General features: G+C 75.5%; 13 protein-coding genes. 11 read left to right on the plus strand and 2 right to left on the minus strand.

Features of this window, described 5'->3' with window-relative positions:
* Positions 1-110: 110 nt before the first annotated feature.
* The 7 genes from ACH414_RS21790 to ACH414_RS21820 all read left to right on the plus strand — a co-directional run bounded on the left by ACH414_RS21790 (position 111) and on the right by ACH414_RS21820 (position 10,357).
* Positions 111-1,121: an alpha/beta hydrolase gene (locus tag ACH414_RS21790; RefSeq protein WP_398942977.1), complete on the plus strand. Its 1,011-nt coding sequence runs from the start codon at positions 111-113 to the stop codon at positions 1,119-1,121.
* The gene (locus ACH414_RS21795) at positions 1,118-3,253 is read left to right on the plus strand and encodes a hypothetical protein (protein WP_391767976.1); all 2,136 of its coding nucleotides are present in this window, start codon (positions 1,118-1,120) and stop codon (positions 3,251-3,253) included. The genes ACH414_RS21790 and ACH414_RS21795 overlap by 4 nt, the downstream gene beginning before the upstream one ends.
* 34 nt (positions 3,254-3,287) lie before the next feature.
* Positions 3,288-4,226 carry an AAA family ATPase gene (locus ACH414_RS21800; RefSeq protein WP_382536246.1) on the plus strand — a complete coding sequence of 313 codons (939 nt, stop codon included), beginning with the start codon at positions 3,288-3,290 and terminating at the stop codon, positions 4,224-4,226.
* Positions 4,219-8,994: a NaeI family type II restriction endonuclease gene (locus ACH414_RS21805; RefSeq protein ID WP_398942980.1), complete on the plus strand. Its 4,776-nt coding sequence runs from the start codon at positions 4,219-4,221 to the stop codon at positions 8,992-8,994. The genes ACH414_RS21800 and ACH414_RS21805 overlap by 8 nt, the downstream gene beginning before the upstream one ends.
* Before the next feature lie 191 nt (positions 8,995-9,185).
* Positions 9,186-9,746 carry a SixA phosphatase family protein gene (locus ACH414_RS21810; RefSeq protein ID WP_398942982.1) on the plus strand — a complete coding sequence of 187 codons (561 nt, stop codon included), beginning with the start codon at positions 9,186-9,188 and terminating at the stop codon, positions 9,744-9,746.
* A 63-nt stretch (positions 9,747-9,809) separates the two neighbouring features.
* The gene (locus ACH414_RS21815; protein WP_382536238.1) at positions 9,810-10,034 is read left to right on the plus strand and encodes a DUF6479 family protein; all 225 of its coding nucleotides are present in this window, start codon (positions 9,810-9,812) and stop codon (positions 10,032-10,034) included.
* Between the two features lie 47 nt (positions 10,035-10,081).
* Complete coding sequence (locus tag ACH414_RS21820; RefSeq protein ID WP_382536235.1) at positions 10,082-10,357, plus strand: hypothetical protein; 276 nt, start codon at positions 10,082-10,084, stop codon at positions 10,355-10,357.
* 145 nt (positions 10,358-10,502) lie between these two features.
* Here the strand turns inward: ACH414_RS21820 and ACH414_RS21825 are convergent, their stop codons facing one another.
* The gene (locus tag ACH414_RS21825) at positions 10,503-10,646 is read right to left on the minus strand and encodes a hypothetical protein (protein ID WP_382536232.1); all 144 of its coding nucleotides are present in this window, start codon (positions 10,644-10,646) and stop codon (positions 10,503-10,505) included.
* A gap of 130 nt (positions 10,647-10,776) precedes the next feature.
* Positions 10,777-11,844, minus strand: coding sequence for a serine/threonine-protein kinase (locus ACH414_RS21830; RefSeq protein WP_398942985.1), 1,068 nt, complete (start codon positions 11,842-11,844; stop codon positions 10,777-10,779).
* A gap of 310 nt (positions 11,845-12,154) precedes the next feature.
* On the opposite strand from ACH414_RS21830, the gene ACH414_RS21835 reads away from it, so the two are divergent.
* The 4 genes from ACH414_RS21835 (at position 12,155) to ACH414_RS21850 (ending at position 14,247) form a co-directional block, all read left to right on the plus strand.
* Entirely contained in the window at positions 12,155-12,379 is a 225-nt protein-coding gene (locus ACH414_RS21835) for a DUF6458 family protein (protein ID WP_382536226.1), read from the plus strand.
* Between the two features lie 60 nt (positions 12,380-12,439).
* Positions 12,440-12,814: a PRC-barrel domain containing protein gene (locus ACH414_RS21840; protein ID WP_382536223.1), complete on the plus strand. Its 375-nt coding sequence runs from the start codon at positions 12,440-12,442 to the stop codon at positions 12,812-12,814.
* 85 nt (positions 12,815-12,899) lie between these two features.
* Positions 12,900-13,352, plus strand: coding sequence for an SRPBCC family protein (locus ACH414_RS21845; protein ID WP_382536220.1), 453 nt, complete (start codon positions 12,900-12,902; stop codon positions 13,350-13,352).
* A 373-nt stretch (positions 13,353-13,725) separates the two neighbouring features.
* Entirely contained in the window at positions 13,726-14,247 is a 522-nt protein-coding gene (locus tag ACH414_RS21850; protein WP_382536218.1) for a DUF6328 family protein, read from the plus strand.
* Positions 14,248-14,469 lie beyond the last annotated feature (222 nt).

The raw sequence follows: 14,469 nt of genomic DNA on the forward strand, positions 1-14,469 counted from the left end.
AAGCTGACGGACGAGTTGGCCGAGACCCGGTGCTGGTTCCGGCACAGCTTGCTCCCGCCCCGTCCGACCCGTCAGGATCGCCCGCAAGCAATGTGTCGAACGGGGGAGCCATGAAACCTCGCCTGGTCTTCGTCCACGGCATCGGCGGCCCCCGTGACCCCGTCGCCGACCTCGACGAATGGCTGCGGGCCGTGGCCGCGGGGGCGGGCGCCGCCGGACACTCGGCGAAGATCTCCGGACTCACCGGCGGCTGGGCCGCCGACGCGCGGTTCGCGTACTACGGCGACCTGTTCCGTGCCGCGGGATCCCAGGGCGCCGGCGGCGCCGCCGCGGGGTCGGGGGAGGAGGACGACGAGCTGCTCGCCAGCCTCCTCCTGGAGGCCGTCGACGCACGCCTCGCCGACTCCTCCTCCGACCCCGACGCCGCCCTCTCCGCGACCGAGGCCCGGGCCCTGCGACACGCCAGGACCCAGCTCGCGCCGCCGTCCGGGGCGCAGGGCGCAGGGGCGCCCGCCCGCCGCGTGGTCAACGCGGTCACCACCCTGCTCGCCGTCCCCGGCGTCCGCGCCCTCGGCGGCTGGCTCAGCGCCCGCACCACGGCCGGCATGCTCGGCCAGGTCGCCCGCTACCTCAACCGCGCCGAACCCGACGCCACCGGCGCCACCCTCGACCAGCGGATACGCGCCCGGGTCGCCGCCTGCCTCGACCCCGAGGGCCCCAACGTCGTCGTCGCCCACTCCCTCGGCACCGTCGTCGCCCTGGAAACCCTCCACGAGGCCCTGCCCGCGTCCCCCGACGGGCGGCACCCCGGCGTCCCGCTGCTGATCACCCTCGGCTCGCCCCTCGGCATCCGCACCGCCGTCCAGCCCCGGGTCCGTCCGCACCCCCTCGCCACCCCCGACTCCGTCGGGCGCTGGCTCAACTTCTGGGACCGCGACGACCTCGTGGCCGCCCGCCCGCACCTGGAGGACTTCGTCCGGCCCAACGCCGCCGCCGTCGCCCCGTCCTCGCGCCGGGTCGACTCCGACGGCGCCTGGGTGCACCCGGCGGCCAAGTACCTGGCACAACCGCACGTCGCCGGGCCCCTCATGGAGGCGCTGACCACCCTCGGGGAGCGATGAGCGCACCGCGACACGTGCTGGTCATCGGCGCCCAGTGCCCCGAACTCGGCCTGCTCGCCGAACTGGAGCAGGCCACCCGCGCCCTGCACGACACCCTCGTCACCCCCTGGGCCGGCGCCTGCGAGAAGGACCAGGCACACGGCCCCACCCTGCTGTACGGCCCCGGGCTCACCAAGGCCGGTGTGCAGGAGGCCGTCCTGCGGGCCGGCCGCGCCGCCGTCGACGCCGGTGCGGTGCTCGTGCTCGGTCTCCTCGGCCACGGGATGGCCGCCGGCACCAAGCTCTACTTCATGGCGGGCGACTCACGCGCCGAGGACCCGGGCAGCGCCGTGGACGTCGGCTCGCTCCTCACCGGACTCGTCGACACCCCCGGCCTCGACGGGGTCCTCGCCCTCGTCGACACCTGCCACGCGGGCAACGCCCACCCCGACCTGTCCTCGCTGGCCCAGGGCATCCGGCGCGGCGACACCCGCTTCTCGCTGCTCATGGGCTCCGGCGCCGGCGAACTCGCCTACCAGCTGCGGTTCAGCCGCACCCTGGTCAAGGTGCTCCACTCGGGCATCGCCGAAGCCGGCGAGACCCTCGTCCCCTCGGCCGTCGTCCGCGCCGTCCGCGAGGACGGCGGCGCCGAAGGACAGGCCGTGCTGCTCACCGAGTACGACGGCGCCCAGTTCACCGACGGCGTGCTCTGGCTGGCGCGCAACGCCCACCCCAGCGTCAGCCGGTCCGGCCCGCTGCTCGGCCCGCTCGGCCGCGCCGAACTCGACCGCGCCCTCGGCCCCGCGACCGCCCCGGACGCCGTCGCCCACCCCCGCGACCTGGAGGAGCTGCGGGGCCGCCTGACGGCGCTGCCGGAACCCCAGCGGAGCTGGGCGCGCCGGGTGGTGGGCGCCCTCACCGGCGCCGTACGCACCCAGCGCCTGCTCGCCGACTGGCCGGGCGACGACCTGACCAGCGCCCTGCTGCGGCGCGCCCTCTCCGAGGCCTGCCCCGCCCCGGGCACCGCGCCCCCGGAGTCCACCGGCGGCGAACTGGCACGGGACGCCGTGGAGTACCTGCTGCTGCGGGCCCCGCGCGCCGGACAGCGGCCCACCGAACCGCTCGCCGCCTTCGTCGCCGTACTCGCCAAGGAGACGCGCGTCGACCCGCGCAACCACGCCCTGCGCGGCTGGGCGAACGCCCTCGACGCCGCGATCGACCTCAACGACGCCTTCGAGCGGCTCGCCGAGCACAACCGGGAGACCCGGCTGCGGCTCGTCGTCAGCCTGCACGCCGCCGTCGGCGACGAATGGCCCGAGTCGCTGGCCGTCTGGCTCCTCGACGGCAAGGACGTACGCCACCACGAGGAGTTCCCGTGCGCCGCACAGGACCGCACCGGCGTCGAGCGCACCCTCGCCGGCGTCCTGCACTGGGCGACCCGGCACGCCGACGCGCTCGACACCCCGCTGCGCCGGGTCGAGATCGCGGCCCCCGCCCCGCTCCTCGCGACCTGGCGCCCCGAGGAGACCGACTTCGGCATGCGCCTCGGCGACCTCCACGACGTGGTGCTGCACTGGAGCGACCGCATCCAGCCGCCCGAGCACCTGTTCTGGATCAACACCCAGGCGAGCCGGGCCCTGGAGGCCATGGCGGCGGGCGGCGAAGGCAGCCGGGTCGACTGGCTCGGCGAGGCCGACACCCGGCGCGCGGACGAACTGCACGAACGGCTGCGCCGGGCCGGGCCCCGCGGCCGCGCCGTCGCCCTGGAGCACCGGCCGCCCCACCTCAAGGACATGATGGACGTGCTGCTCGCCTCCTCGCCCATCGTGCTGTGGCCCAACGAGGACCCCGGCGCCCTCGACGGCTCCGGGCCGGCCGCCCCCGTACCGGAGCCGGTGCGGCGCTCCGTGGACACCCACTGGCACCGGCTGCCCGGCGAGTTCAGCCGCGCCTACCGGGAGCGCTGGCGGTGCGACTCCGGTCCCGCGCCCTGCGGACACGCCGACGGCGGGCGGCGCCACCTCGCCGGACTGCGCTCCGTGTGGGACGGTCCCGAGTGGCTGGAATTCTGCAAATGGTTCGACCGCGCGCACACGTCTCAGGAACGCTTCCCCGGGGAAACGTTCCAGAGGAGGGGGGATGGCTCGGCATGACCCGGCAGCCATCCACGAGGGGGGAGAGTCCCGCATGACCTGGCAGCCTTTCTACGTCGGCGACGGCAACGCCCCCGCCGGGGAGCCCGTGGCGCTTCCCCCCGCCCCGCCCTGGCGGGAGTTCCCGCGCCGCTCCCTGCACGAGCAGTTCGTCCCGCCGCCCGGTCTCGTCGAGGCGGTCAACGCGGCCCTCGCGCTGCGCCGCCCGCTGCTCGTCACCGGACCGGCCGGCTCCGGGAAGTCCACCGTGATCGAACAGGTCGCGGCCGAACTCGCCCTCGGCAACGTGCTGCGCTGGCACATCACCTCGCGCAGCAGCCTCACCGAGGCGCTCTACCGCTACGACGCCCTCGGCCGGATCCACGCCCAGCGCCTCAAGGGCCGCGACGGCGGCGACGACATCGCCCCCTTCCTGCGCATGGGCCCCCTGGGCACCGCCCTGCTGCCCACCGACCGGCCCCGCGCCCTGCTCATCGACGAGATCGACAAGAGCGACCTCGACCTGCCCAGCGACCTCCTCGACGTGCTCGAACGCGGCGAGTTCGAGATCCCCGAGCTCGCGCGCTACGGACACGACGTGGTCTCCGTACGGGAGTGGAAGGGCGACGACCACCACGAGGTGCGCCGCGGCCGCGTCCAGTGCACCGAGTTCCCCTTCATCGTCATGACCAGCAACGGCGAACGCGACTTCCCCGCCGCCTTCCTGCGCCGCTGCGTCCGCTTCTCCATGCCCCTGCCGACCCCCGAGACCCTGCTGCGGATCGTCGAGGCCCACATGGGACCCGAGACCGCCCGCACCCCGGAGGCCGACCGGCTGCTCCGGGTCTTCCTCGAACGGCTCACCGCGGGCGAGAGCCTCGCCGTCGACCAACTGCTCAACGCCGTCCATCTGCTCGCCGGCACCGGAGCACCCGACGAGAACCGGCGGCAGGCCATCGAGGACCTGATCCTGCGCGAGCTCTCCCATGCCTGACCCGCTGCCCGGACTGCTCTCCGCCCTGCGCACCGCCGTCCCCGAACTGGACGGCACCGCGCTGGCGGAGGCGCTCTGGCTGGCCGCCCACATGGCCGGGGAGCGGGCCGACACCACGGACCGGCCCGCACCCGTCTCGCCCGCCGCCGGCCCGGACGAGCCGCCCCTGCCCCGGGACACCCCGCCCCGCCCGCCGGAGACCGTGCCGGCCCCGACGCCCCGCCCGGGCGCCGCCGCACCCGAACCGGCCCCCGCCACCCGGCCCCTGCACGAGCGGCTGCCCGGCAGCGGCGTCCGCGTCCGCGGCCACGCCGTCGCCGCGCCGCGCGCCGCCGGGCTGCCCCGTGCCCTGGAGCTGACCCGGGCCTTACGCCCCTGGAAGCGGCGCTGGCCCCGCGGCCGCCACGCCGAGCTGGACATCGACGCGACCGTCGACGGCTACGCCCGCAGCGGAGAGCTCATCCCCGTCCTCGCGGCCGCCCCCGAGCGCTGGTTCGACCTGGCCCTCGTCGTCGACCGCTCGCCCGGCATGCGCGTCTGGCGGGAGACGATCGCCGAGTTCACCCACGTCCTCGACCGGCTCGGCGCCTTCCGCACCCTCCAGGTCACCGACCTCGCCTTCGACGCGGCCGGCGAACCCCTCGTCCCCGGGCAGCTGCGCTCCAGCGACGGGCGCCGGCTCGTCGTCGTGGTCTCCGACTGCATGGCCGACGCCTGGCGCCGCCCCGAGGTCTGGCACCTGCTGCGGGAATGGGCGGGCGCCACCCCGACCGCCGTGCTCAACCCGCTGCCGACCCGGCTGTGGCGGCGCGGCGGCCTCAACCTGCCCACCGCGCGCTTCACGCCCGCCGCCCCCGGCACCCACCGCAGCCGCGTCCCCGTCGAACCGCCGCCGCTGCTCGACCCGGGGAGCCCGGACGACGACGGCGACTGGCTGCCGATCCCCGTGCTCTCCCTGACCCCGCACTCGCTCGGCCGCTGGTCGCACACTCTCATGCGCAGCGCGCCCGAGGGCTGCACCGCCGTCCTCGTCCCGCCGACCGGTCGCACCCTGGGCCCCGCCCGGCCCGTCCCGATCCCGCTGCCTCCCGGGACGCTCGCCCGGAACCTGCTGCGCACCGCCTCGCCCCGCGCGGCCCGGCTCGCCGTGCTCTGCTCCCCGTTCGACCGGCTGAGCCTGCGGATCCTGCACCTGCTGCGCGAACAGCTCGTCCCCGAGGCGGGCATCGCGGACGTGGCGGAGCTGGTCACCAGCGGGGTGTTCGAGCTGGAGGAGAACGGCACCGGCGGCATCGAGCTGCTGCTGCCGCCCGACGCCCAGGCCGTCCTGCGCGCCGAGCTGCCCGCCCACGAGCTGTGGGCCGTCCACCAGGAACTCGACCGGTACGTCGCGCGACGCGGCGCGGGGCCCGCCCGGCTGCCGTCGGTGGCCCACGACGGGGAGGGCCCGCACGACTGGGCGGCCGAGAAGGAGGCCTTCGCCCGGGCGACCCGGCAGACCCTGGAGTTGCTGGGCTTCGCGGAGCCGGCCCGGCCGGCGGCGACGGAGGCACCGGCCGCGCCCCAGGCGTACGTCGGGCACGCGGAGCTCGTCGAAGGGGCGGTCGGCGGGCTGGCCGCGGGCACGACCCGGGTCCTGTACGTGACCGCGCGCGACGGCGTCCCCGGCGCCGGGCGCACCGCGTTCGCCCGGCAGGTCGCCCACCGGGTCCGCGAGCACTTCCCCGACGGCGTCGTGTTCGTGCCGCTGCGGGGCTCCACCCCCCACCCCGTGCCGCCGGAGGCAGCGTTGTACGGGGTGCTGCGGGAGCTCGGCGTGGCGGCGGAGGACATCCCGGACGAGCCGCCGCCGCACGCGTTCGACGCCCTCGTCGGGGCCCTGCGCCAGGTGGCGGACGGCAAGCGGATCCTGCTCGTCCTGGACGACCTGGGCGCACAGGCGGAGATGACGCGCTTCGCCGTCGCCCCGCCCGCCGGCTGCACCGTCCTCGTCACCTGTCGGGAACGCCCCGGGGACGCGCCCTCCCACGCCGAGGTCGAGATCCCGCCCCTCAGCGGCGAGCCCGCCGCAGAGCTGCTCGCCGCGAGCATGGGCCCCGCCGCCACCGTGGCCGAGGCGCGCGGGACGGTCGGCGCGGGCGCGTGGTGGCCGCTGACGCTGCGCGTCCTCGGGGGCGCGCTCGCCTCGGAGGACCGTGCGGCGTTCGCCGCGGGGCGGCCCGGCCTGCGCAGGGCGCACGAAAAGGCGCTGGATCCACGGGAGATGGTCCGCTACCGCATCGACCGGGGCCGGCTGGGCCGAGGCCTCGACGAGGCCCTGGTGCGCCTCGCCGTGGCCACCTCCGGGGAGTGCACGCTCCAGGAGGCCGCGGCCGTCCTGGACACCGACGCGACCGACGCCGCCGACCGGCTCGACGCCCTCGTCCGCGGTGCGCTCCTGGACCGTACGGGGCCGGAACGCTACGCCTTCCCCGCCGCCGTCCATGCCGAGGCCGAGCAGGCGACGGGGTACGAGCTGCGGCGCCGCAGGGCCCAGGAACTCATCGCCGTCTTCCGCCGCGCCGCGGCCGCGGCCCTCCGCGAGGAGCGCCACCCGGGCAGTGCCCTGCCCGCCCTGCTCGGCGCGGCGCCCGAGCCCGCGCCGCAACCGGACGTCTGGCTCGCCAACGCGCTCGTACCCGCGGGTCTCGGCTCCACCGGCGCGGAGGCCGACACCCTGCTGCTCCTGCACGAGACGGCCGCGTCGCTGCCGTACCGCGCGCGCTTCGCCCAGGCCGCCCGTTCGCTCATCGACGGCCGGCGGCTGCAGGCCGACGAGGCCTGGGTCCGGGCCGTGATCGCCCTCGCGCACGCCCAGCAGGCGTCCGGGCGGGCGCGCGCCGCGTGGGACACCGTGCACAAGGCGAGCACCTTCCAGCTCCAGGGCGACGCCGCCACCTACGGCCTGACGGCCCTGCTGCTCACCCGGCTCTCCCTCACCGGGCAGTCGGACGGCACCCGGGCGGCGGTCTCCTGGGCCGAGGAGGCCCTGGCGTACCTCGACGTCGGCGACACCGCGCCGAGCCCCGAGACCGGGGACGCGCTGCGCTGTCTGGAGCAGGCCCTCGCCGCCTCGGGGGAGTACGAGGAACTGCGCGCCGCCCAGCGGCGCCTGAGCCTGCACCTCCGGGCCCGGGGACGCCACGAGGAGGAGGGGCGGGTGCTCCTCCGGCTCGCCGACACCCTCCTGTACCTGAGCCGCCGGCGGGAGGCGGAGGAGTCGGCGCAACGGGCCCTGGAGCTCCTCGAAGCGGCGGGGGACACGGACGGCGCGGACACCGCCCGGAGCTTGCTCCGCACCGCCCGGCGCACGGCGTCCTCGTCCGCCGTGCGCACCTTCGTCGTGCTGGAGGCGGCACCCGTCCGCCCCGAGCGGCTGGAGGCGGCGGCGCTCGTCGCCGTCGGCCTCGCCGACCGGTGCGAGAGCCATGTCCTGGACGACTGCGTCCTGCTCCTCGTGGACACCCGCGTCCCCCTCGACGAGCTGGTGGGGGACCTCCTGGACTCGCTGTCGGGCCGGACGGACATGAGCCCGCTGCGCATCGGCGTGCACACCGGCCCGACGCGCGTCGGGCCGGACGACCCGTTCCCCGGCCTCGGCGCCGAGTACACCCGGACGCTGCTGCGCTCCGCCGAGTTCCGCAGGGTGTCGGAGAACTACCCGGACGACCCCACCCTGTGCGTCTCGCCCGAGGCGTACGCCGTTCTGCGCGAGGCCGACCTGATGAGGCGCTTCACCGCCCAGGAGGTGCGCACCCAAAACGGCACGGAGGTCTGCGTGATCCTCGCGCCGGAGGTCGACCTCTCCGCGTACGACAGCGAACTCATGGCTCTGGCGCGGGCGTTCAACGGGGTCGACCCGAACGGCCGTCGCCTGGCGGGGATCCTGCGGGACTGTCTCGACGTGGCGCTCGACGCGCGCAACACCGGCCGGTTCGACCCGCGGGAGCTGCGCCTCGACGAACGCGCCAGACTCCCCTGGGGGTTGCGATACGCGCTGCAGACCTTCTTCCCCTTCACGCCCGGCCCCGACTCCGACCTGCTGTGGGACGGACCCCAGGGGGTCGTGTCGTTCGGCCTCCGGTTCTCCTTCCAGGGCCCGGGGGGGAGATTCGACCGGGCGGCCGTCGGGGGCGTGTCCCTGATCGTGTACGCGGACGACGCCCGGTCCACCTGGTCCGCGGGGCTGATCCGGCTGCGGCCCGAACACCTGACGCCCGGCACCGACCAGGACGGCTCGTCCGCGCTCACCGCGGAGGCCCGGCGAAACGCCGTGCTGTGGCTGCACCGGGACGCGAAGCTGCCCGAGAACGTCCTGCTCCACCTCGACCAGAGAGGGCGGGAGGCGATCCTCTCCCGCCCCACCGAGGCCTCCCGGGTGGCCGAGCTCTTCCGCCGGGTCCGGTTCCGCACGGTCCCCCTCTCCGCACTGCGCCCCCTGATCAGCTCGGCGGACCACGCCAAGGCGGTGCGCCTCGCGGCCACCACCCTGCGCCAGGAGGGCCTGCTGCTCCTGACGGGCAACCAGGGGGGCCGCGACGTCGCCACGAAGCTGAGGCTGCCGGTGCCTGAGCGGGACGAGTACGTGTGCGTCCCGCTCGCCCGGCGCCGCTCCGAGCACGGCGCCCGGCCCTCGGTCGTCGCCGACGCGACCGCATGGGTGGTGGCGGGCGAGGACGACGAGCTCGTTCCGCTGCCCACCGGTTTCCCCGCCGTGCGCAACCGCTAGGGGGATCCCCCCAGCGCGCGGCGTGCGCACGCGGCCGCCGGCTCCTCCGGAACCCGTCCGGCGGCCGATGCCGACTGCTATCGAACGAAGGTTCGAGGCGACTGGTGTGCCCGCCTGTGCGTGCGGCCACGGAGACGGGGTACGCGCACCTTCCGAACGACCGGAGCCGTACACGCGCGGAAGGAGACGCCATGTCCCCGGAGCCCGGATCCCCGCGGGCGTCACCGGTCGGCGAGGGCGCGGCCGCGGTTCGGCTGCTGCTGGTGCGCCACGCGAAGGCCGTGCGCAAGGACCGGCGGATCGACGACTTCGACCGCGCGCTGAGCAAGCGGGTCAGACGCGACGCGCCCCGGACCGGCCGCCGGCTCGCCGAGTCGGGCCCCAGGCCCGACTTCGTGCTCTGCTCCCCGTCGCGCAGGACCCGCCAGACCTGGCGGCTCGCGGCCCCCGCCCTGGACGACCCGCCGCCCGTCGTCTACGACGAGCGCCTCTACAAGACACCCCCGAGCAAGCTGGTCCCGGTGCTGGCCGAGCTGGGCCCCGGCCTGCGTGCCGTGGTCCTCGTCGGCCACAACCCCGGGATCCACGAGCTGGCCGCCGGCCTGTGCGGGAGCGGCCCCGCGGAGCTGCTGAAACGGGTGAGGGCGGGCTTCCCGACCTCGGGCGTGGTGGTGATCGAGGTGCCCGGCGGCTGGGAGTCGCTGTCCCCGGGCAGCGGAAGGGTCATCGCCTGCTGGTCACCGGCCGACTGATCCCGCCGCCCGGCGGCTCCGAACGCGACACCCCGGTACTGATCCCCTCGGAAAGGAAGAACCATGACCGTCTCCCTGGTCACCGCCTCCGGCCTCGCCGCCTCCGGATCGTCCTCGCTGTTCCTGATCCTGGTGGGGGTGGTGTTCGTCGCCGTGCTGATCGCCGCGTTCTGGTGGGGCTCACGGCGCGTCGCCCGCGGCCGGCGCAACGCCCGTGCCGCCCAGCCGCCGCCCGTGGAGGCGAGGCGCGATTCCTGGTCCACCCCGGACGACGGGCCGGAACGATGAGGAGGGACGCGCGCGTCCCGCGACGGAACGGAAACGGAGGAGACGCCATGGGCGAGCAGCAGCACCGGACGGACGAGGGCCGCGCCGGCCGGCCCCGCACCACCCCTGCCGACGCGGTGGGGGAGAGCGGCGACGAGGAGGCCCGCAGGGAGGCCGACGAGGGCGTGGCCTCCCGGGGACTCCCCGGCGACCGGCGCGAGACCGAGCGGCAGGGGGCGGCCGGCCGTGGAGTCACCGACCGGGAGGGTGCCGGCGGCCACACCGCCAAGAAGCAGCGCCCCGGGGTGGGGCGTGAGGAGCAGACGCGACAGCACGACGGCTGACGGCCCCGCGCGCCACCACCGAGCCGACGGGCTCCGGCGGTGGCGCGCACGCCGTACGTGCACCGACGCCCCGCGCGGAACCACCGCGCGGGGCGTCGTCGGTCCCGCCGTGAGCGCCCCGGGGGAGTGGCGCGCGGGGCGCGCGTCAGCGGTGGCGCAGCTTGCCGAACAGACGGCGTGCCTGGGCGCGCCGGCGCGGATCGTTCGCGGCGCGGCGAAGGGACGCCGCCGCGCCCCGGCCCTGGGGGCTGCGGGCGAATCGCTTGATGCGGTCCAGCAGTGCGGTCATGGGATTCTCCTCCGATGTCCGTGTCCTGGCACTCCGTGTTGCCCTCCGCGTCCGTCTCACACCTCCCTGGTGCTGACGAGTCGTCAGGCATGCTGGGTGGAGCGGGCGTTCTCGTGCGCGAGCGGTGACGTCAGGTCGCCCGTCCGGGTTCCGTCCATCGCCGGCCCGCGGGCGCGCTGCCCAGCGAGCCGGTCAGGGTGAGCCCGAGCGTGACGAGAGTCGCCGTCAGCGCCCGCCTTGCGGCGGTCCGCCCCGGGCGGGCGGCGGAGGACCGGCGCGGCCGAGGCGACCGGTGCGTGCGGTGCGTGCGGTGCGTCCCCGTCTCCCGGGAGCCCGGTGCCGCGGAGGGCGCCGGGGTGCCTGCGGTGGTCCGCGGGTCGGCGAGGACGCGGGCGCAGGCGGCGGCGTCCGGACGGGCCTCGGGGGAGCGCGCGGTCATCGCCGTGAGCAGGCGCGCGAGTTCGGGCGGGAGACCGGCCGGCAGCACCGGGGGCCGGTGCAGGTGCGCGAGGGCCGCCTCCAACGGCGCTCCGCCGTACTCCGCCTCGCCCTTGAGGGTTTCGAGCAGCACGAGGCCCAGGCTGTACACGTCGGCGGCGGGCCCCGTTCCGCGGCCCAGGGCCTGCTCGGGCGCCATGTAGGAGGCGGTGCCGACGAGGGTGCCCGCGCCCTCGGGGTCGTCGCATGGGCCCCCGACGCGGCGGGAGATGCCGAAGTCCGTGAGGAACGGGGAGCCCGAGCGGTCCAGGAGGATGTTCGACGGCTTGACGTCACGGTGCACGACGCCGTGGGCGTGCACATGGGCGAGGGCCGACGCCAGGGCGGCCCCCGTCCGGCAGGCCTCGGCGGGCGAGAGGACACCGCGGGCGATCCGTCGCCGCAGGGTCGTCCCCCGGACCAGCTGCAGCACCAGGAACGGCCGGCTGTCGTCGCGGCCCGTGTCGTAGAGGGTCACCAGACCCGGATGGTGCATCCGGGCCAGCAACCGGGCCTCCTCGTCGCATCGGGCGACGGTCCGGCGGGCGCCCGCGGGCCGGAACAGCTTCACCGCCACGGGGCGGCGCAGCCGCAGGTCCAGCGCCTCGTACACGTCCGCCGCACCGCCCCGGCCCAACAGGAGGTCGAGCCGGTAGCGTCCGGCGACGGTACGGGCCGTGCCTGTGGCGTCCGGAGGTACGGGCCTCGTTCGGACCTGCATCGGGGGCTCCCTGGGGGTGTGGCCGGCCCTGTGCCGACGGGCCGGAGAGTCGGGTGCGTCACCCGCCGTGGGTGTGCGGGCCCGCAGCTGCACGCGTGCCCCCTCCGTCCATGAACATCCCCTGGAGGAAGGCGAATCGGCGGTCGGGTCCGATCGCGGGCGGTCTCGGGTCCGATCGCGGGCGGTCGGGGCCGGGGCGGGGCGTGGTGAGGCGGGGTCAGGTCCGAACGTCTCCGGGCAACGGCGGAATGATCCCGGGAGACCCGGGTACGCGGACGCTGTCCAGCCCGCAGGGGAGGAGCAACCAACCATGGGTATGGGACTTTTCATCATCATGATCGCCGTCGGCGCCATCCTCACGTTCGCGACCGACTGGGAGATCCAGGGAGTCGACCTCGATCTGGTCGGCCTGATCCTGATGGGCGTCGGCCTGCTCGGGACCGCCGTCTACACCAGCGTGCTGCGCCGCCGCCGGATGGTGGTCCCGCCCGTGGCGCCCACGGTCACCGACGACGACCGTCGTGACCTGCTCTGAGGCGGCCCGCGCAGCCGGCGCCGCGTCCTGCACGAACACATCGACAGAGGAGTGACAGCGATGACCGAGCATCTGTGGTCCTTCAGCACCGAGTCCGGCCACCTGGCGGGTACCGACCTCACCGGGTGGCGGGTCGAGGCCTCCGACGGGCACATCGGCAAGGTGGACAAGCACTCCGACGAGGTGGACGACTCCTACCTGGTCGTCGACACGGGCGTGTGGATCTTCGGCAAGGAGGTGCTCATCCCGGCGCGGGCGGTGACCCGCGTCGACCTCGAGGAGCAGACCCTCCACCTGGCCCTGTCGAAGGAACAGGTCAAGGACTCGCCCGAGTTCGTCTCCGACAAGCACCTCGCGGACCGCCAGTACCGCGAGGAGATCGACCAGTACTACCGCACGTCCTGGCACTTCCCGGGCGGTGTGGGCGGCCTCTGACGGGTCGCCGGCCCCGCCCGGCACGCAGAGCCCAGCAGCACGTCCCGACGGGGACGCGATCCCCGTCCGAGAGAAAGGTGTCGCCATGTCCCAGGTGGAGGAGTCGGTCGAGGTCGAGGTCCCGGTCCGCGCCGCGTACGACCAGTGGACCCAGTTCGAGACGTTCCCCCGTTTCATGGACGGAGTGGAGCGGATCGAGCAGCGCACGGACACGCTCACCCACTGGACCACCGAGATCGGCGGGGTGCGGCGCGAGTTCGACGCCGTCATCACCGAGCAGATCCCGGACGAACGCGTCGCGTGGACCACGGTCGAGGGCGAGGCCCGCCAGGCGGGCGTCGTCACGTTCCACCGCCTCGACGAGACCCGGACGAAGGTCATGCTCCAGATGGACTTCGCCCCCGAAGGGCTGACGGAGCAGGCGGGCGACAAGCTCGGCTTCGTCAGGCGCAAGGTGGCCGGCGACCTCAAGCGGTTCAAGTCGTTCATCGAGGAGCGCGGTGGCCTGCAGACGGGCGGCTGGCGCGGATCGGTCTGAAGGATCCGGCGCCGCCCGGGAGGAGCGCCGGGCGCCCCCGTGCACGGCCTCGCCGTGCGGGGGCTCCCCGCGGGGGCGGGCCCCCGCCCGCGCCCTCCCGCGAGGCGCAGTCCCGTCCGAGGACCCCAGTGCCCCGGGCCGGAGCGGCGAGGGCCGTCTCCACGCTCCCGCCGCGACCCCCCGGCGCACCGCGCCGACGGGACGGGGCCCCGCCACCGGTGACGGTGGCCGGACGCCCCCGCGAACGGCCGGCCCGCCGCGGCCCTGACTCCGCGCCGTGCCGCGCCGGACGGAAGCCCCCACACCCGATGGGGGCTTTCGCCATGAGACGGTGCGATTCCGTTCCTGCCCCGCTCTTCAGAGGAGGATCCCCATGAACGAACGAGACGGCGATACGCCGAAGGACGAGCCGAGGGCGTCCCGTCACGACGGGCGCGGCGAGACGGAGGAGGAACGCGCGGACCGGCGCTGGCAGGAGCTCCTCCAGGAGATCCGGGTGGCGCAGACCGGAGTCCAGATCCTCCTCGGCTTCCTGCTCACCGTCGTGTTCACCCCGCTCTTCCACGAGCTGGAGCAGACCGACAAGACGATCTACCTGGTCACGGTCGTCCTCGGATCCCTGGCGACGGGCGCGCTGATCGGCCCCGTCTCCTTCCACCGGATCGTGTCGGGACGGCGGATCAAGCCGCAGGCCGTCGTGTGGGCCTCCCGGCTCACCTTCGCCGGCATCCTGCTGCTTCTCGCGACGCTGATCGCCGCCCTGTTCCTCATCCTGCGGGTGGCGACGCACGACCCGTACGTGCCCTGGCTGGTCTCCGGCGTCCTCGCCTGGTACCTGATCTGCTGGTTCGCCCTGCCGCTGTGGGTCCGCACCCGCTACGCCGAGCGAAGCTGACCGGAGCCGGAGCCGGAGCCGGAGCCGGAGCCGGAGCCGGAGCCGGAGCCGCAGCCGCAGCCGGCTCCGGGGAGGACGGAGCCGGGGACGACGGAGAGGGGCGGGGGGCCCCGGGGGGGGGGCCCCCCCCCCCGCCCCCGCCCGGGGCCCCCGCCCGGGCGAACGGGGTGTATAAAGAAACGCAAAAGAAAAAAAGGGGGAGCGCCCCGCCCCCCGGCGCAG

It is taken from the genome of Streptomyces sp. NPDC020422, from assembly GCF_044386705.1.
Classification (GTDB): domain Bacteria; phylum Actinomycetota; class Actinomycetes; order Streptomycetales; family Streptomycetaceae; genus Streptomyces.